This is a genomic window from Comamonas sp. B21-038, from assembly GCF_022387135.1.
Classification (GTDB): Bacteria; Pseudomonadota; Gammaproteobacteria; order Burkholderiales; family Burkholderiaceae_C; genus Comamonas; species Comamonas sediminis.
Window position 1 is genome coordinate 1,039,927 of the sequence record NZ_CP092462.1, and the last position, 18,927, is coordinate 1,058,853.

An 18,927-nucleotide genomic window follows, 5' to 3' on the forward strand; every position below is an offset into this window, starting at 1 on the left:
AGGAAAAAGCCATGTCGCAACATGGCTTTTTCGGTGGGGGCTCAGGAGCCGTCTGCGGGGTTCTGGGCGTCGTTGCCGTCCGCCGCTTCTGCACCATCGGCAGCTTCGGCGTTTTCGTCAGCCTGTGCATCGTTCTCCACGATGCGCTGCAGGCCGCTCAGCTTGGCACCAGCGTCCAGCCCGATCAGGGTGACACCCTGCGTGGCGCGGCCCATCTCGCGGATCTCGGCCACCCGGGTGCGCACCAGCACGCCGGTGTCGGTGATCAGCATGATCTGGTCATCCGGGCTCACCAGGGTGGCAGCCACGACCTTGCCGTTGCGCTCCGACTGCTGGATCGCAATCATGCCCTTGGTGCCTCGGCCGTGGCGCGTGTACTCGGCGATCGAGGTGCGCTTGCCGTAGCCGTTTTCGGTGGCAGTCAGCACGCTGTGCAGCGTCTCACGCGGCATCTCGCCCAGTGCCGCAATGGCGGCGAGGTCAGCCGCTTCCAGCGCAGCGCGTGCCTCGTCGATCTGCTTGCGCAGTGCTTCGATATCGGCGGCCGGGGCCTGGGCGTCCTGCAGCTCCTTGTCGCGGATCTGCAGATTGTCCAGCGCATCCTTGGCCTTGCGAGCCTCGACTTCTGCAGGGTGCTGCTCTGCGACCAGCATCGCGATCAGGTTCTGGTTCTCGTCGATGTTCATGCCGCGCACCCCACGGGCATTGCGGCCCATCGGGCGGACATCGTTTTCATCAAAGCGCACGGCCTTGCCGCCGTCGCTGAACAGCATCACGTCATGCCGGCCTTCGGTCAGTGCCGCGCCGATCAGCACGTCGCCATCATCGAGGCCCACGGCAATGATGCCGGCCTTGCGCGGGTTGCTGAATTCGTCGAGCGAGGTCTTCTTCACGGTGCCCATGCGGGTGGCCATGAAGACATAGTGATCGGCCGGGAAGCTGCGGTACTCGCCGGTCAGCGGCAGCACCACGTTGATCTTCTCGTCGTCCTGCAGCGGGAACATGTTGACGATGGGGCGGCCACGCGAGCCGCGCGAGCCGGCAGGCACTTCCCAGACCTTGAGCCAGTACAGGCGACCGCGGTTGGAGAAGCACAGCAGGTAGTCATGCGTGTTGGCGATGAAGAGCTGGTCGATCCAGTCGTCTTCCTTCGTCGCCGTGGCCTGCTTGCCGCGCCCGCCACGCTTTTGCGAGCGGTACTCGCTTAGCGGCTGGCTCTTGATATAGCCGGTGTGCGACAAGGTCACCACCATGTCGGTCGGGGTGATCAGGTCTTCGGTCGACAGGTCTTGCGCGCTGTATTCCACCTGGCTGCGGCGTGCGCCCAGCTTGGTCTGGCCGAACTCGGTCTTCAGGGCCACCAGCTCTTCGCCGATGATGGTCGAGACACGTTCGGGCTTGGCCAGGATGTCGAGCAGGTCTTCGATGACCGCCATGATGTCCTTGTACTCGGCGACGATCTTGTCCTGCTCCAGGCCGGTCAGGCGCTGCAGACGCATCTGCAGAATTTCCTGCGCCTGCGTCTCGGACAGGCGGTAGAGGCCGTCCTGCTGCATGCCGAATTCGACTTCCAGGCCTTCCGGGCGGTAGTCGTCGGCATTGACGACGCCGCCATCGGTGCGCGTGCGGGTGAGCATCTCGCGCACCAGCTTGCTGTCCCAGCTCTTGGCCATCAGCTCGGCCTTGGCCACCGGTGGGGTGGGGGCGTTGCGGATGATGGCGATAAAGTCGTCGATATTGGCCAGGGCAACGGCCAGGCCTTCGAGCACATGGCCACGGTCGCGTGCCTTGCGCAGTTCATAGACGGTACGGCGCGTCACCACTTCGCGGCGGTGCTCCAGGAAGACCTTGATCAGGTCCTTCAGGTTGCACAGCTTGGGCTGGCCATTGACCAGGGCCACCATGTTCATGCCGAAGGTGTCCTGCAGCTGGGTCTGCTTGTACAGGTTGTTGAGCACCACCTCAGGTACTTCACCGCGCTTGAGCTCGATCACCAGGCGCATGCCGGACTTGTCCGACTCGTCCTGGATGTGGCTGATGCCTTCGATCTTCTTCTCATGCACCAGCTCGGCCATGCGCTCCTGCAAGGTCTTCTTGTTGACCTGGTAGGGCAGCTCGTCAACGATGATCGACTGGCGCTGGCCCTTGTCAATATCTTCAAAGTGCACCTTGGCGCGCATCACCACCTTGCCCCGGCCGGTGCGGTAGCCTTCCTTGACGCCATTGATGCCGTAGATGATGCCGGCCGTTGGAAAGTCGGGCGCGGGCACGATTTCCATCAGGTCATCGACCGTGGCATCGCTGTGGTGCAGCAGATGCAGGCAGGCATCCACCACTTCATTGAGGTTGTGCGGAGGAATATTGGTGGCCATACCCACCGCAATACCGGCCGATCCATTGATCAGCAGATTGGGTACGCGAGCGGGCAGCACCAGCGGCTCGCTCTCCGAGCCGTCATAGTTCGGGCCAAAGTCGACGGTTTCCTTGTCGATATCGGCCAGCATCTCGTGGGCGATCTTGGACAGGCGGATTTCGGTATAACGCATGGCCGCAGCACTGTCACCGTCCACCGACCCGAAATTACCCTGACCGTCGACCAGCATATGGCGCAGCGAAAAATCCTGGGCCATGCGCACGATGGTGTCGTACACCGCGCTGTCACCGTGCGGGTGGTACTTACCAATGACGTCACCGACAATACGCGCACTCTTCTTATAAGGGCGGTTCCAATCGTTGTTCAGCTCATGCATCGCATAGAGAACCCGGCGGTGCACCGGTTTCATGCCGTCTCGGGCATCTGGCAGAGCCCGGCCGACGATCACGCTCATCGCGTAATCGAGGTAGCTGCGGCGCATTTCCTCTTCCAGGCTGATCGGCAATGTTTCTTTAGCAAACTGGGTCATAGTGCTGGCATAGGGTGACGAAGTACAAGAGGCATTTTAGGCGCAAGCTGATGTTGCATGTCGGCAACATTCTAGGCCCAAAGCGCTTTTGTCTTACCGTTGGCGCTACAGATAACTATGGCGATCCGGTACGCCTATGGCACAATAAGTAAGAACGTTTTTGGTGATGGTCACTGACGACGTCTTGATTCGCAGCGCGGCTGCGGCTTTTTCCCCAAGAGGAGAACCATGAAGAAACTGAACAAAGTGGCGATGTTGTTTGCCTCTGCAGCGCTTGCAACCGCCGCTGGAGCACAAATTAAGGCTGCTGACGGCGGCAACGTTGTTGACAACTGGCAAAACGGCAGCGGTGAGTTGGTCTGGAAGAACGGTACCAACGAACTGTGCTGGCGCGATGCTAACTGGACCCCTGCTACCGCTGCTGAAGGCTGCGACGGTGCCCTGGTGAAGGCTGCTCCTGCACCTGCTCCAGCACCTGCTGTTGCTCCAGCTGCTCCTGCACCTGCTCCAGTGGCTCCTCCAGTCGCTCAGACCCAAAAGGTTACCTACGCTGCTGACGCATTCTTCGACTTCGACAAGTCGGTGCTGAAGCCAGAAGGCAAGGCCAAGCTGGATGATGTGGCTTCCAAGGTGAAGAACATCAACCTGGAAGTGATCATCGCTGTGGGTCACACCGACTCCATCGGTTCCGATGCTTACAACCAGAAGCTGTCCGTGCGTCGCGCTGAAGCTGTGAAGGCTTACCTGGTGTCCAAGGGCATCGACAAGAGCCGCGTGTACACCGAAGGCAAGGGCGAAAAGCAACCAGTGGCAGACAACAAGACTGCAGCTGGCCGCGCCAAGAACCGTCGCGTGGAAATCGAAGTGGTGGGCACCCAGAAGTAATTCTTCTGCCCCTGCGCAAAAAGCCCCATTCGTGGGGCTTTTTTTATGCCCGAATCCGGCTGCAGATGGTGGACAATCAGGCCATGAACCAGACTGTGAATGCCGATCCGGCCGAATTGGCCAAGTTTTCCGAACTCGCCATGCACTGGTGGGATCCGGACAGTGACTTCAAACCCTTGCACCAGATCAATCCACTGCGATTGGAATGGATCCATGGCATCAGTCCGTTGAATGGCCAGAAGGTGCTCGATGTGGGCTGCGGCGGCGGCATTCTGAGTGACTCGATGGCGCGCAAAGGCGCCACCGTGACCGGAATCGACCTGGCCACCAAGGCGCTGCGCGTGGCCCAGCTCCATGCACTGGAAGCGCAGACTCCCAATATCAGCTACCAGGAAATCGCTGTCGAAACCCTGGCACAGCTGCAGCCCGAGAGCTTTGACACCGTCACCTGCATGGAAATGCTCGAGCATGTGCCCGATCCGGCATCGGTAGTCCAGGCCTGCCATGACCTGGTCAAACCCGGTGGCTGGGTGTTCTTCTCCACGATCAACCGCAATGCCAAGGCCTTTGCGCTGGCGATTGTGGGTGCGGAGTACATCCTGCAAATGCTGCCCAAGGGCACGCATGAGTTTGCCAAGTTCATCCGTCCCTCGGAGCTGGCCCACTACTGCCGCAGTGCCAGCCTGGTGCAGCAGCACAGCAAGGGCCTGCAGTTCAATCCGCTGACGCAGCGCTACTGGCTCAATGAAGACACCAGCGTCAACTACATGATCGCTACCCGAAAGCCCGGCTGATGCAAAGATCGATACGCGCCATTCTGTTCGACCTGGACGGAACCTTGATTGACAGCGCACCCGACCTGGGCGCCGCAGCAGACCAGATGCGGGTAGCCCGGGGCTTGCCGTCGTTGCCGATGGCCGACTACCGGCCGTTTGCCGGATCGGGCGCAAGGGGCATGCTGCGCGTGGCCTTTGGCATGCAGCCCGAGGATGCCGAGTTTCCCACGATGCGCGAGGAGTTCTTCCAGAACTACGAACGCCGCATGACGCAGGACACGACCGTGTTCGACGGCGTCTCCGACATGCTCGCCAGCATTGTGGCGCGCCAGCTGCACTGGGGCGTGGTGACCAACAAGTCCAAGCGCTTTACCGAGCCGCTGTCGCGCCAGATGGCCTTGTTTGCCAGCGCCGGTGCCGTCGTGAGCGGCGACACGACGCCGCATGCCAAGCCCCATCCGGAGCCGCTGTTGGAAGCAGCGCGCCGCATCGGCGTGGCTCCGCAGGACTGCGTCTATGTCGGCGACGACGAGCGCGACATCATTGCCGGCAAGGCGGCCGGCATGCATACCGTGGCAGCCGTGTACGGCTACCTGGGCGAAAAGCAGTCGGTTGCGCACTGGGAAGCCGACGATGTCCTCAATTCTCCACACGAGCTCTTGAAACGTCTGAAACTGGCCTAAAATAGATGCCATGGGGCTGTCCTGGTTTCGACGTGGGTTCGGGATCGGTGTGGTGCATGTCGAGCTTGAATGATGCTCGTAAATCTCCGTTCAAAAAACTAACTGCAAACGACGAACGTTTCGCACTCGCCGCTTAAATCCGGTGAGCCTTGCAACAGTATGTTGATGGGCTGGGCAAGGGGGTAGCAATACCTCCCGGCTGCAAGGGAATTTACATCAGCTGGCCGTCTACCGGGTACCTTGGTAGATGGCAAGATCTAAGGGTACTGGCTTGCAATGCAGCGTGTGTCTGCGCGGCTTTGCAGGCGAGATTCAAACCAGAACACTAAACATGTAGATCTGCTCGACGAAGGCTGACGGACGCGGGTTCAATTCCCGCCAGCTCCACCACCATACTGTCTAAAGGCGTTCACTGAAATCCAGTGAATGCCTTTTTTCTTTGTGATATCCATAGGGCGCTATGGCACAAATGCCGGTCCGAGGTGGTTTGGTTTGCGAAAAAGCGTGACACCAGCCGGGGCCGTAATAAGTCGGGAACAGCGAACTGGAAGGCCTGCAACGCAGCGTGTAAAGCCAGAGGCGACCTCTGACGATCTGGCTCGGCAGGAACATGCAGCGGCTGGCCCGGCAGGGGCAAGCGTGGTCAGGGCCAGAAGTTCGCAGGTGCGGCCATCCCGTTGATAGCCAGTACGTTGGAGCGCCACGCGGCTGCGCTCACGCTCGGAACGTCAATCCTCAACCATTTACCGCTCCGGGCACGCCCCAGACGGTCGCTGCTGCATAAATCCGTCTGGGGTTTGGGGCGCGCCGGTCTATTGCTTGGTCAGGCAGCAACGCCGTCTGGAAGGCTTACTGCCTTACCAGTGTGACGATCGTGGCCTTGCCGTTGACGGGCTCCACGCGAACGCGCACCTTGTCGCCAACGTGGAACTGCGTGAGCATGGACGGCTCGCCCGCCTTGAAGGCCATCATCATCGCGGGCATGCCCATGTTGTCGAGTGCTGCATGGTTCAGGGTGATCATGCCCGTGGCGCTGTCGATCTGCTGGATCACGGCGTTGCTGAGCACGGGCTGCTGGGTGGCAGAGGCCGATGCCATGGGCTTTTCCTTTGCGGCGGGCATGGATGGCATGTGTTGCATGTTCATGCCGGCCATGCTGTCGGCGGCAAAGGCGCCGGAAGAGGCAAATGCCAGCGCAGCGCATGCGAGCGCGGTACGGATCAGGGAGGGTGCTTTCATGGTTTTTCTCCAGGGATGGAAAGAAGTGGCACGGACGTGCCGTTGGGGGAAAAGGGTAGTGCCTGTGACCGATTGCTGCGACGCAACTGATGGCGCTGCAGCAGCAGCCAGGCCGCGGGAATCACGAACATGGACAGCAGCGGCGCAGTCACCATGCCGCCGACCATGGGCGCGGCAATGCGCTGCATGATCTCGGAGCCGGCTCCGTGGCCCAGCATGACGGGCAGCAGGCCGGCGAGCACCACTGCCACGGTCATGGCCTTGGGACGCACGCGCTGTACGGCACCTTCGCGAATGGCCTCCAGAAGCAGTGTTTCGGTCAGGGGCGCGCCGGCACCGATGCGCCGCTGCAGCGATCCCTTGAGATACAGCAGCATCACCACACCGAACTCGGCGGCGACGCCCGCCAGCGCAATGAAGCCCACGGCCGATGCGACCGAGATGGAGTGGCCCAGCAGCCAGATCAGCCAGAAGCCGCCCACCATGGCAAACGGCACGGTGCTCATGAGCATCAGCGCATCGAGTGCGGAATGGAAGGTGAGCATCAGCAGCACAAAGATCACGACCAGCGTCACCGGAACCACGAGGCGCAGTTGCGCGGAGGCGCGTTCGAGGTACTCGAACTGGCCCGACCAGCCCAGCGAATAGCCAGGCGGCAGCACCACCTGGTCGGCCACGGCCTTTTGCATGTTGCGCACGGCGCTGCTCAGGTCCACGCCGTGCAGATCCACATACACATAGCCTGCCAGGCGTGCGTTTTCGCTGCGGATCATCGGAGGCCCGTCATTGATGGCGATGCGCGCCACATCACCCAGGCGGATCTGCGCCCCCCGGCTGGTGAGCACGGGCAGATCGCGCAGGCGCGCCAGCGAATCGCGCACTTCGCGGGGGTAGCGGAGGTTGATGGCATAGCGCTCGCGGCCCGCGATCACTTCGCCGATGTCCTCGCCACCAATGGCGGATGACACGACGGACTGCAGCTCGGTGACGGTGAGGCCATAGCGCGCTGCGGCGAGCCGGTCTACGTCCACATCGATGTAGCGGCCGCCGTTGAGCCGTTCGGCCAGCGCCGACGTCACACCGGGAACGGGTTTGACGGCGGCTTCCACCTGCGTGGCAATGCGGTCGATCTGGGCCAGGTCCGGCCCGCTGATCTTGATGCCGACGGGCGTCTTGATACCGGTGGAGAGCATGTCGAGCCGGTTGCGGATGGGTGGCACCCAGACGTTGGACAGGCCCGGCACGCGCACTGTGCGATCCAGCTCCTGCGTGAGCTTTTCCGGCGTCATGCCCGGGCGCCACTCGCTGCGGGGCTTGAACTGGATGGTGGTTTCAAACATTTCCAGCGGCGCGGGATCGGTAGCCGAATCCGCACGGCCGGACTTGCCAAAGACGGTGGCCACTTCCGGCACGGTCTTGATGAGCCGGTCGGTCTGCTGCAGCAGCTCTGACGCCTTTTGTGCGGAGATACCGGGCAGCGCTGTGGGCATATAGAGCAGATCACCCTCATCGAGCGGCGGCATGAATTCGCCACCAATGCGCATCAGCGGAATGGCGGTGAGTGCCAGCGCGATGGCCGCGATACCGATGGCTGCCCAGGGACTGCGCAGCGTGGCATTCAGCAGCGGGCGATACAGCGTGACCAGCATGCGGTTGATGGGATTGCTCTGCTCGGGCGGAATACGCCCGCGTATGAGATAGCCCATGAGCACGGGCACCAGCGTTACCGACAGGCCCGCGGCCGCGGCGATGGTGTAGGTCTTGGTGAAGGCGAGTGGCGCGAACAGCTTGCCCTCCTGCCCCTGCAGCGAGAACACGGGAATGAAGGACAGCGTGATGATGAGCAGCGAGAAAAAGAGCGCTGGCCCCACCTCGGCCGCGGCATCGCCCATGAGGCGCCAGCGTGCTTCGGCGTTGAGCGGTATGCCGGGATGCTGCTGCTCGTATTCCTCCAGATGCTTGTGCGCATTCTCGATGAGCACGATGGCCGCATCGATCATGGCGCCGATGGCAATCGCAATGCCGCCCAGCGACATGAGGTTGGCATTCACCCCCTGCCACTGCATGACGATGAAGGCCGCCAGCACGCCCAGCGGCAGCGAGATGATGGCCACGAGCGCGCTGCGCAGATGGAACAGGAACACCGCGCAGACCAGACCCACGACGATGAACTCTTCGATGAGCTTGTCGCGCAGGTTGTCCACGGCGCGCGCGATGAGCTGCGAGCGGTCGTAGGTGGTCACCACTTCCACACCTTGGGGCAAAGAGGACTTGAGCTCTGCCAGGCGCTGCTTGACGCCTTCGATGGCCGCCATCGCGTTCTTGCCTGCGCGCAGCACCACCACGCCGCCGACCACTTCGCCATCGCCATTGAGCTCGGCAATGCCGCGTCGGGCTTCGGGACCGATCTGGATGCGCGCCACGTCGGAAAGCAGCACGGGCGTGCCGGCCGCGTTGCTGCGCAGCACGACATGGCGGAAGTCCTCTTCGGTGCGCAGATAGGCTGTGGAGCGCACCATGTATTCGGCTTCGGCCTGCTCCAGGACGGAGCCGCCCGTTGCCTGGTTGGACTGCTTGAGCGCGTCGGCCACCTGTGCCGGCGTGATGCCGTAGGCACGCAGTCTGTCCGGATCGAGCACCACCTGGAACTGGCGCACCATGCCGCCGATGCTGGCGACTTCCGAGACATCTGGAACGGCCTTGAGCTCGAACCTCAGAAACCAGTCGTTGAGCGCGCGCAACTGGCCCAGGTCATGCTGGCCCGAGCGGTCCACCAGGGCGTATTCATACACCCAGCCCACGCCCGTGGCGTCCGGCCCCAACGCCAGCGTGGCGCCCTGGGGCAGGCGGCTTTGTACCTGGTTGAGGTACTCCAGCACGCGCGAGCGCGCCCAGTACGGGTCGGTGTGGTCATCGAACAGCACATACACAAAGGCATCGCCAAACGAGGAATAGGCGCGCACGGTTTTTGCGCCGGGCACGCCCAACAGCGTGGTGGTGAGCGGGTAGGTGACCTGGTCTTCCATCACCTGCGGCGCCTTGCCGGGCCATGACGCCTTGATGATGACTTGCGTATCCGAGAGGTCGGGCAGCGCATCGAGCGGCGTCTGGCGCAGCGCATGCACGCCCCACACAGCGAGCGCCACGGTGGCGAGCAGCACGAGCAGGCGGTTCTGGATCGACCAGCGAATGGTGCGTGCGATCATTGGCCGGCTCCGGTGGCTGGCTTCACGTCGGTGAGCTCATAACCGCCAGGCGTTTGCCGGAAGCTGAACTGCACGGTCTGCCCCGCTGCCACGCCTGCGAAGGCGTTGGCGGAGGGCTTGGCAAAGCCCATGGTCATGGCCGGCCACTTCAGTGCGGCAATGGGCTGGTGCGAGAAGATGATTTCCCCGGGCGTGACCTGTTCGACCCTGCCGGTGGTGGAGTAGGTCTGTGCAGCAGCAGTCGCCGCGGGCGGACCGGCCGGCTTGTCCATCTTCTGCATGCCTTGCATGCCCTGCATCTCCTTGCTGGCACCAGCCTCGGGCAGCATGCGCGCCAGCACGGATCTGAGGCTGGCTTCGGAGTCCACCAGGAACTGGCCCGAGGCCACCACGGTGTCGCCTTCGTTCAGGCCTTCGAGCACTTCGGTGTCACTGCCCAGTTCCTGGCCCGTGCGTACCTGCACGGGCTGCAGCCGTCCCTGCGCGTTCTTCACGATAACGATGGAGCGCTTGCCCGTGGCGATCACGGCTTCCGAAGGAATCACCAGGCGCGTTGCCTGCTCGGTGCTGGCCACATGCACGCGCATGAGCATGCCGGGGGTGAGCACACCGTTGGGATTGCCGATCTCCAGGCGTGCCTGCAGCGTACGGCTGGTAGTGTCGATGCCGGGAAGTATCTCTCGCAGATGGCCCTGAAGGACGGTGCTGGCGTCGCCTGCGGGGCTGGCCTGTATCCGCATGCCGGGCCGTACCTGCAGCGCCTGCGCCTCGGGAATGTCCACGATGAGCCAGAGCTTGCCGGTGCCCGCGACCTTGGCCAGGGTCTGCCCGGGGGTGACCATGGCGCCGTTGCGCACATTGAGCTCGCTGAGCACGCCCGTGCGTGGCGCGGTGAGTGTGAGATGGGTCTGTGCCTGGCCCGTGCGGTCCAGCTGCGCGATCAGGCCGGGAGGAATCGACATGGCGCGCATGCGTTCGCGCGCGGCGTCCAGCAGATCCAGGCCATGGCCCATGTTCATCTGGCTGCGCTTGAGTGCGAGGTATTCCTGCTGCACGGCCAGCCAGTCCGGCACGAAGAGCGATGCCACGGGCGCGCCGCGCGTCACGCGCTGCATCGGGGCGCTGGTGTAGAGGCGGTCGATATAGCCGGCCACGCGCGACTGGATCACGTCGCTCTGCGATTCATCCCATTGCGTGGAGCCGACGGCGTCAAAGCCCGTGCTCACCTGCTGGCGGCGCACGCTGGCAAGCCGCAGGCCCAGGTTCTGGGCCATGGTGGCGTCGATTTTCACGCCGTGGCCGGCTTCGCCGTCACCGCCGTCTCCATCGGCATAGACGGGCACAAGCTGCATGTCCATGAAAGGCGATTTGCCAGCCTTGTCGAAATGCTGCTGCGGCACCATCGGGTCGTGCCAGTAGAGCACCTTGCGGGCCGGTTGATCCGTGGGCGCTGCGCTGGAGTTGGGCGCGCCTTGCGCTGTGTGGCGTGTGCCGAGCAGATAGCCGCCTGCGAGCAGCGCCACGGCGGCCGCGACCACGCCCAGCGCTGCGCTCCAGGTGCGCATCGATGTGTTGTTCATGTTCATTCCCTCGGGGATCAGGGGGTGTTGGATGGGGGTGCTGGCAGCGCGCTGCCGGCCCGTGCGGTGGTGATGTCGTCCATGGGCAGCACCTGGTATTCCAGCTGAGCCCAGACGAGTGCGGCTTCGCGCTGCAGATCCAGCACCTGCAACTGCGCCTGCAGATCGGCGCGGCGCGCTGCGAACACGTCTGCGAGCGCGCCCGCACCGCTACGGTAGGCGGCTTCGGCCAGTTGCACGCGCTGCTGTGCCAGCGGCAGCAGGCGCTTGCGCAGCGAATCCAGGCGTGCGCGGGCGCTGCTCAAGGTGTTGGCCTGGCTGCGAATGTCGGCCAGCACCTGGCGCTCGATGTCGTCCAGCGTGAACTCTGCCTGGGTGGCCCGCGCGGCCTTTTCCGCCACATAGCGGTCCTGCAGGTTTGCCTGGTTGGACTGCAGCGGAATCGACACGCCCACCGAGACCATGTCCGACCCCAGGCTGCGCCGCTGGTAGGCCACTTCCCAGCTCCAGTTGGCATGGCGTTCGCTGTCGGCCACGGCGGTGTCGGCCTGGGCCACGGCAACGTCGTCAGCTGCGGCAATCAATGCCGGCTGGCGTTCGCGCAACTGGTCCGCGCCCATGGTCTCCACGCTGGAGAGCAGAGCGGGTGGATCGCCCTGTACATCGTCCACGGCGCCTGCCGTCCAGCGCTGCAGCGCGATCAGTGCGTTCTGCCATTGCTGGCGCGCCTTGAGCGTGTCGTCCTGCGTTTGCACCAGCATGCCCTGGGACTGCACCACGTCAGAGGAGCGTGCGGCGTTGCCCTTGTAAGCGGCCTGTGTGACTTCCAGCTCATGCTGCATGTGATCGACCAGCGCCTGCTGCAGACCCAGCGCCTGGCTCGCGTAGCTGGCGGTGAGCCAGGCGCTGGCTGTCTGCTGGCGCACGCTGGCGATCTGCTGCAGAAAGGCTGCGCGCTGGCGCTTCACCACCTGCTGTGCCTGCTGCGAACGCAGGCGGCGTTTGTCCGCAGACACCCATTCCTGCGATATGCCAATGCGCTGCATGGTCATGTCGTCGCGGCGCAGGGAAAAGCGCCCCGGCCCGGTGACGGGCAGATTGTCGATGCCTGCCTTGAACATCGGGTCGGGCAGTTGCCCTGCGCGCACGGCCGCCTGGGCACTGGCGCGCTCGCCGGCCTGCGCTGCCTGTGCCAAAGCCGAATGGGTCGTGGCTTCGCGCAGTGCAGTCTCGAGTGTCAGCCGGCCTTCACCGGCATGCGCGTGGAAAACCATCATCAGCGCCGCAGCCAGTGCGGATGCGCGCCATGCTGCGCGCTGAAGCCCGTGCTTCGGCGCGCGAAAAAAACCTGTGTACATGATTCCAACTCCCCGAACGCGGCCGCGTGTGGGCCAGGCGTTCTGGATGACCGAATGAAAGGGCGCCTGCCGTGCAGACGGCAAGCTCTTCAGTGGGGAGTCAGGCGGATTGGGGAGGGCGCCAGAGATCGTTCAGCGGCAGGGCTGACAGGGTGCGCGCGTAATGGAAAACGACCTTGCGGGCCTGCACCAGAGGGGCATCCAGGCCAGTGGCGGGTGCGGGAACGTATTGGCTGCTCACCTGGCACTGCACCACCAGCTTGCAATGCACGTTCTTGCCAATGGGGGCGTGTGGGTGTTCTGCCGATGCGCTCGCATCAGCGGCCTCGTCCATGGCCTGCATGCAATCCATCTGGGCGTTGTCGTCCATCTTTGCGGCCATCTGCATTTGCATGGCAGATGGGATCGGGCAGTCCATCACCAGGCCGGTGGCCGCCATCCCGCTGATGGGAAGCACCATGCACAGCAGCGTGATGAAAAAGACCCGAATGAATCGCATGCGCCGGATTGTACGCGCAACCCCTCGTTTCGGCTGGAGCACCTCTTTTGCGTGGCGCGATGATGGGACTGGCTCCGTGCCGCCGCCAAGTTTTGTGCACATGCTGCGTGTTATATGCCCCATCACCAGTGCAGCTGGCTATCTCTTCATGGCTGGCTCCGTGGCATTCGCATGAATAAGCCTGTAAAGGCGGTGTAAACATGGCATAGTTGCGTGGGTCGCGCTGGGTGGCGCTCTCTCCAGTGACTGAATGGCTGCCTATGCCATGTGCAGCCGACGCCGGGAGTGCGTGTCAGGAAGCTGGTCAATGGTCTGTCCCTGGGCCGGTTTCTTTTTGGTGAACCACCCTATCAATACGCATGCCAACGCGGCTTGGCTGAACTATGAATATCTATGAGACACAGCATCGGACATTACCTGGAGGCAGCCGGCGGCGCAGAGGGGCGCAAGGATAATTTCCTGTTGATCCGGCTGGTGGCTGCAACGCTGGTGATTTACGGCCATGGCTTTGCGCTTGCGGCCTTGGGCAGTGGCCAGCGCGACTTTTTTACCCAGTACCTCGGCTACCGCTATTCCGGTGATGTCGCGGTGGCGGTATTTTTTCTGATCAGCGGCTTTCTGGTTGCGGGCAGTCTGGAGCGCAGCAAGTCCATTGTTCGGTTTGCACTGGCGCGCGCGATGCGTCTGTTCCCTGGGCTATGGGTTTGCGTGCTGGTCTGCGCGCTGGTGATGGGTCCGCTGATTACCGTGCAATCGCAGGCCGATTACTGGTCGTCTCCGCAGACGTGGACCTATGTCTGGTCGAACGCTTCTTTGGCGGAGATACAGTGGCTGCTGCCCGGGGTTTTTGAAGGCAACCGCTATAGCCCTGCCGTTAACGGCTCCCTGTGGACACTGCCGATTGAAGGCAGCATGTACCTCTATATGGGCCTGCTCGGGCTATTGGGCATTTTTTCCTGGCGCTGGCTGACCACGGCCTTGATAGCGGGTTTTGCGATCTGGACCTACCAGTCTGCCCAGCTCCAATCCGTCCCCTTGCAAGAGGCTGCCCGGTTGACCCTGTTCTTTGCCTGTGGCGCGCTGTTCTACATCCATAAAACGCGCATCCCCTTGCATCTGTCCATCGTGGCCGTATTGGCTGTGGTGGCATGGGCCTGCCGGCATACGGTTCACTATGAGCTGGCCTGTTCCGCCGCGCTCATTTATTTTGTTTTCTGGCTCGCCTATGTTCCACGCCTGCCATCCCCGCGCTGGCTGCTGGATATCTCTTATGGCACCTATTTGTATGGCTGGCCGATACAGCAGCTGATCGCCAAGTTCTATCCTGCCGCCACGCCGCTGCAGATGACGGTGATCGCGATACCTTTGACCTGGGTCGTCGCGCTGATGTCCTGGAAGCTGGTGGAAGAGCCTGCTTTGAAGCTGTTCAAGACATGGAGCAAAAAGGATTTCTCGCTGCCGTTCCGGCGCAAACCCGTCGTTGGTGTATCTGGTTGAGCGTTGCCATAAAGGCATGAAAAAACCGCCCTGAGACCAATGCCAATCAGTTAAGCTCAGGCGAGGCTAATAGCGGCTACAAAGGGAACGTGTTCAACGCGTTCCCTTTTTCTTTTGGCCGGCCTGCTGCAAACCACCCTGAATGAGACCTTGGCCGACCTGCCTGCTGGCGGCGTGTCCGAGTTGAGCGCGTTGATTGATCCAGCCTGGATCGAACAAGCTCTATGTGCCACCGGTAAAGCGTCCATCCGGCGTCGCAAGCTGCCGGCCGAACACGCGGTGTGGCTGGTGATCGGGCTGGCCCTGTTCCGTCAGATGCCTCTGTGGCAAGTTGTGCAGGAGATGGCACTGACGCTGGAGGGCAAAGAGCTGCCCGTCCCCAGCGCCAGTGTGCAGGCCCGTCAGAGACTGGGTGCTGAGCCGCTGGAGCATCTGTTCGGACTGCTCACCCAGGCCTGGGGACGGGTCCACCCGGTGCACGAGGAGACGTTGCGGGTGTTGGCAGTCGATGGCGTGGTCTGGTCAGCCCCGGACAGCACGGACAACCGCCAGGTGCTGGGCAGTGGCCAGACGCAGTACGGCCCGCAGCCCTGGCCCATGGTGCGAGCCGTGTGCTTGCTGGACACCGACAGCCACGAGCTGCTCGACGCCAAGCTGGGCGATTACAGTTGTGGCGAGCTGACGCTGGCTGCAGGTTTGCGCGGGCTGGACCACTCGATCACGCTGTTCGACCGGGCCTACTTCTCCTCGGCTTTTCTGCTGGACTGGCAGCAAGGCGGCGCAGAGCGCCATTGGCTCATGCGCGCGCGGGACAACCTGCGCCATGAGGTGGTGCAGACGCTGGGAGAGGACGACTGGCTGATCCGCATGCCCGTCTCGCAGCGGGCCAGGCAACTGCGCGCGGAACTGCCTAGCCACTGGCAGGCCCGGATGATCCAGACGCAGGTCGATGGCAAGCCCAGGCGTTTCATCACCTCCATGCTCGATGCCCAAAGGTTCGCAGCACCACAGTTGGCGCAGTTGTACCGCCAGCGCTGGGAGATCGAGCTGGGGTTTCGGGAGATCAAGCAATCACTGCAGCAAGGCCATAGCGTGCTGCGCAGCCGCCAGCCCGAGTTGGTCATGCAGGAGGTCTGGGGCGTCTTGATCGCCCACACGTTGCTGCGCCGGTGCATGCGGCTGATGGCCCAGCATGTGCAAGTGGAGCCCGTGCGCATCAGCTTTCACACGGCGCGCCACGCCATCGTGGGCGCACTGCGCAGCGTGCACCTAGCCCGTGTGGGTGTGGTCCCTCAACACCTGCAATGGCTGATGGACGAGGCCCGGCACTTCGTGCTGCCGCCACGCAGGCACGGCCGCAGCTTTCCTCGTGAAGTCAAGCGCTCTACACGCGGCAAGTACCCACCAAAGAAAATGCCAGTCAGGGCTTAACTGACTGGCATTGGCCCTGAGACGGTTTTGGTTCTAAAGCCTGGGCCAGCCAGGGCATTTACTCAGCTTGTGCAGCCACGCTTTCGATCGCCAGGCGGAGCTGTTCAGGGCTAACCGCAGGAGCGACGGTGTCGTCATTGGCTTCGGTCTTGAGGACGATGCCCGTTCCGGTATCTGCGCGATTCGCCAAGCGGTGCATGGTTGCGATGGATGCTCGTGCACCAGTGCTATTGAGGTAGTAGCCTTCTCCCTCATTCACGCTGAAGCTGAATTGATAGCCGCCGAGCAATCTGCCCGCTGTGCTCACCTTTGCGCAAATCACCGTGCCCACGGCGGCTCCAGACACCTGGTATTCACAGCCAAAGGTGCCTGCGGCAGTGGTGATCAGCCCATTGCCGTTGGCCGTTGCCGCTTGCATCTTTTCGAGCCTGAAAAAGTCCGAAGTGGGTGTCAATGAATTCAGGGGGCTGAAAATCCAGATTCCCTTGAGGCCCTCGGGATTGTTGCCATAGGCAAAGTTGAATCGCGAAATTTCTTTCTCTGCCTCTCCAGGCAAGGTGATATAGCCCTTGGTGCCCGATTCAAAGCGGATCGATACAGTACCTGCGCTGCCGTCCTCCTTGCCCGACAGATCGCCGCTGCCCAAATAACGGCCACCACGGTATTTGTTCAAAGGCGCAGAGTAGCGGTCATTGGCCAAGGTGCCGCTCGTCATATAGAACGTGGCATTGCCGCTGGCATCGTAGGCATACATTTGCATGACCAAGGTGTTGTCTTGCACATCAATGGCCAGGCCGCGGCCGGGTTTGCCATTGACCTCGCTGGTCATGATCCAGGTGCCGGTCTGAGGCGCGAACGCGTAAGCCAAACTTGTACCGAGCAAAGCGCCCACCACTGCAAATTTCTTCAAGATCATCATTGCTCCGTTGTAGATCTTTACATTCTAATAACTAATCCTTACATTGCCCTTGCCAAATCGGCATGTGCCCTATTGTTGACAAAGGCAGTGCGGAGGGTCCAGCCCATGTCGCAGATCAAGCAGATTTAAACTTTTGGTTTCTTTTAAAGCTGTCCTTTTTATGGACGCATGGTGGCTTGGGGAGAATCTCATAAGGCGCGACCCACCATCAGCAATACAGCAGCACTGGCTGCGGGTGTGCGTTGCCCTGAATACGGATGAGGCGCTGAAAGGCCGCCGCTTCCGCCCTTCCGATTGCACTTGGGCATCCGGCGAAGAAAATCGGCCACGGCCATGCGCGGCAAAACGGGGCAATCTGCGATGCCGGAAGCATGCCGTTCGATCCTTGCCCGGGTTTTTGCACCAGCAGGAGACCGATCCACCCGGCCCCGGACAAGCCTGGCGCCGCAGAGGGTGCCTTCGGCCAGCTCTCTCAAACCCGTAGCGCTAGCCTGCTTGCGCCAGCAGAGCGGGTGGCAAGGCTGCTGTACTGCCTGTAAAGAACGCTGCGGGCATCCCGCTCGGGCAGGAGCAGCGGGCGGGGGTCACCGGCGGAGTGCGCGGTTCCCCCAGCTCGGGTGGCTTATGGCGTTGCCAGCGGCCAGCGCGGGGCAAGCCGTGGTGCAGAAGCGCTCCTTCTTTCAAGCGCCGCGCTCACCCTCAGGATTTGACCAGCGGGCACTTGCCTTCGGACAGCGGCCGGAAGGCCTGCTCCCCCGGAACCGTGGCAATGATCTTGTAGTAGTCCCAGGGCGCCTTCGATTCCTCTGGCTTTTTGACCTGCACCAGGTACATGTCATGCACCATGCGGCCGTCCTCGCGGATCTTGCCGTCGTCGCTGAAGAAGTCCTTGATGGGCATCTTCTTCATCGCGGTCATCACGGCGCCGGTCTCGTCGGTGCCCGCCGCTTCGATCGCCTTGAGGTAGTGCATGACCGCCGAGTAAGTGCCGGCCTGGGCCATGGTTGGCATCTTGTTCATGACCTTGAAGTACTTTTGCGACCAGGCGCGGCTCTCGGGCGTGCGGTCCCAGTAGAAGGCGGTCGTCGCATACATGCCTTGGGCGGTCTTCAGGCCCAGTGCATGCACGTCCGAGATGAACATCAGCGCAGCGGCCACCTTTTGCTTGTCGGTGATGCCGAACTGGCGCGCGCTCTTGATCGAGTTGATGGTGTCGTTCACGCCATTGGCCAGCGCAATCACATCGGACTTGGAGGCCTGCGCCGTCAGCATGTACGACGAGAAATCGGGCGCATTGAGCGGGTGCTTGACCGTACCGATCACCTTGCCGCCGTTCTTGTCAACGGCCGCCGTGATGTCGTTGGACAGCGCCTGCCCAAAGGCGTAGTCCACCGCCACGATGTACCAGCTCTTGGCGCCGCCCTCGGTCACCGCCTTCACGGTGCTGTTGGCGGTGGCATAGGTGTCGTAGGTGTAGTGCACGATGTTGGCCGCGCAGTTTTCGCCGGTGATCGAGCTGGAACCCGCTTCGGTGTTGATCAGCACCTTGTTCTTTTCCTTGGCCACGGTGGCCACCGCGTTGTGCACGGCGGTATTGCCCAAGCCGATGACCATGTCCACGTTCTCGCGGTCAAACCATTCGCGCGCGCGAGTGGCGCCAATGTCGGCCTTGTTCTGGTGGTCCACCGACAGCAGCTCGATCGGCTTGCCCAGCACCGTGCCGCCAAAATCCTTGATCGCTATCGTGGCCGCCGCGACCGTGCCCTTGCCGCCAATATCGGCGTAGGCGCTGGAGGTGTCGCTGATCACCCCTATGCGCACGGCGTTGTCGGATATGCCCTGTGCCCAGGCGCCAGAGGCCAGGCCAGCAGATGCAAACAGGGTCGTCAAACAAGTGGTTCTGAACTTCATGGAACGGGTCTCCTGGTATTGTTATCGTGGGCCTCGGCCA

Annotated in this window: 13 protein-coding genes, 1 other RNA gene and 1 pseudogene; 6 read left to right on the top strand and 9 right to left on the bottom strand. The window is 62.4% G+C overall.

The features are described 5' to 3' along the window. Positions 1–41: 41 nt before the first annotated feature. Complete coding sequence (gene gyrA, locus MJ205_RS04745; RefSeq protein ID WP_239811411.1) at positions 42–2,903, bottom strand: DNA gyrase subunit A; 2,862 nt, start codon at positions 2,901–2,903, stop codon at positions 42–44. A gap of 228 nt (positions 2,904–3,131) precedes the next feature. Between gyrA and ompA the strand changes: the two genes are divergently transcribed. From ompA to ssrA, 4 genes are all read left to right on the top strand, one after another. Beyond that, on the top strand, positions 3,132–3,788 hold the full coding sequence (gene ompA, locus MJ205_RS04750) for an outer membrane protein OmpA (protein WP_305852716.1): 657 nt from the start codon (positions 3,132–3,134) through the stop codon (positions 3,786–3,788). 83 nt (positions 3,789–3,871) lie between these two features. After that, a complete protein-coding gene (gene ubiG / locus MJ205_RS04755; protein WP_239811412.1) occupies positions 3,872–4,582 on the top strand; it encodes a bifunctional 2-polyprenyl-6-hydroxyphenol methylase/3-demethylubiquinol 3-O-methyltransferase UbiG in 711 nt (236 codons plus the stop codon). Then, positions 4,582–5,247, top strand: coding sequence for a phosphoglycolate phosphatase (gph, locus tag MJ205_RS04760; protein ID WP_239811413.1), 666 nt, complete (start codon positions 4,582–4,584; stop codon positions 5,245–5,247). The genes ubiG and gph overlap by 1 nt, the downstream gene beginning before the upstream one ends. A 12-nt stretch (positions 5,248–5,259) precedes the next feature. Next, positions 5,260–5,637, top strand: a transfer-messenger RNA (tmRNA) gene (ssrA, locus tag MJ205_RS04765). A 459-nt stretch (positions 5,638–6,096) separates the two neighbouring features. Here the strand turns inward: ssrA and MJ205_RS04775 are convergent. From MJ205_RS04775 to MJ205_RS04800, 6 genes and pseudogenes are all read right to left on the bottom strand, one after another. Further along, positions 6,097–6,486 (bottom strand): copper-binding protein, encoded by a 390-nt coding sequence (locus MJ205_RS04775; RefSeq protein WP_239811414.1) that lies wholly within the window; start codon positions 6,484–6,486, stop codon positions 6,097–6,099. Further along, positions 6,483–9,692: an efflux RND transporter permease subunit gene (locus MJ205_RS04780; protein WP_239811415.1), complete on the bottom strand. Its 3,210-nt coding sequence runs from the start codon at positions 9,690–9,692 to the stop codon at positions 6,483–6,485. Before MJ205_RS04780 ends, MJ205_RS04775 begins: the two co-directional genes overlap by 4 nt. Further along, on the bottom strand, positions 9,689–11,278 hold the full coding sequence (locus MJ205_RS04785) for an efflux RND transporter periplasmic adaptor subunit (protein WP_446715058.1): 1,590 nt from the start codon (positions 11,276–11,278) through the stop codon (positions 9,689–9,691). Before MJ205_RS04785 ends, MJ205_RS04780 begins: the two co-directional genes overlap by 4 nt. Before the next feature lie 11 nt (positions 11,279–11,289). After that, positions 11,290–12,549: a TolC family protein gene (locus MJ205_RS04790; RefSeq protein WP_305852717.1), complete on the bottom strand. Its 1,260-nt coding sequence runs from the start codon at positions 12,547–12,549 to the stop codon at positions 11,290–11,292. Positions 12,550–12,730: 181 nt separating this feature from the next. Continuing rightward, complete coding sequence (locus MJ205_RS04795) at positions 12,731–12,964, bottom strand: hypothetical protein (protein WP_239811418.1); 234 nt, start codon at positions 12,962–12,964, stop codon at positions 12,731–12,733. Between the two features lie 211 nt (positions 12,965–13,175). Then, positions 13,176–13,283 (bottom strand): annotated as a pseudogene (locus MJ205_RS04800) (IS5/IS1182 family transposase); the annotation flags it as partial. Between the two features lie 239 nt (positions 13,284–13,522). Here MJ205_RS04800 and MJ205_RS04805 point away from each other — a divergent pair. After that, the gene (locus MJ205_RS04805) at positions 13,523–14,626 is read left to right on the top strand and encodes an acyltransferase family protein (RefSeq protein ID WP_239811419.1); all 1,104 of its coding nucleotides are present in this window, start codon (positions 13,523–13,525) and stop codon (positions 14,624–14,626) included. Between the two features lie 150 nt (positions 14,627–14,776). Beyond that, entirely contained in the window at positions 14,777–16,057 is a 1,281-nt protein-coding gene (locus MJ205_RS04810) for an IS4 family transposase (RefSeq protein WP_239811420.1), read from the top strand. Between the two features lie 58 nt (positions 16,058–16,115). Here the strand turns inward: MJ205_RS04810 and MJ205_RS04815 are convergent, their stop codons facing one another. Together MJ205_RS04815 and MJ205_RS04820 are read right to left on the bottom strand one after the other, a co-directional pair. Then, a complete protein-coding gene (locus tag MJ205_RS04815) occupies positions 16,116–16,973 on the bottom strand; it encodes a hypothetical protein (RefSeq protein WP_239811421.1) in 858 nt (285 codons plus the stop codon). Positions 16,974–17,675: 702 nt separating this feature from the next. Continuing rightward, the gene (locus tag MJ205_RS04820; RefSeq protein WP_239811422.1) at positions 17,676–18,887 is read right to left on the bottom strand and encodes an ABC transporter substrate-binding protein; all 1,212 of its coding nucleotides are present in this window, start codon (positions 18,885–18,887) and stop codon (positions 17,676–17,678) included. Positions 18,888–18,927: the final 40 nt, after the last annotated feature.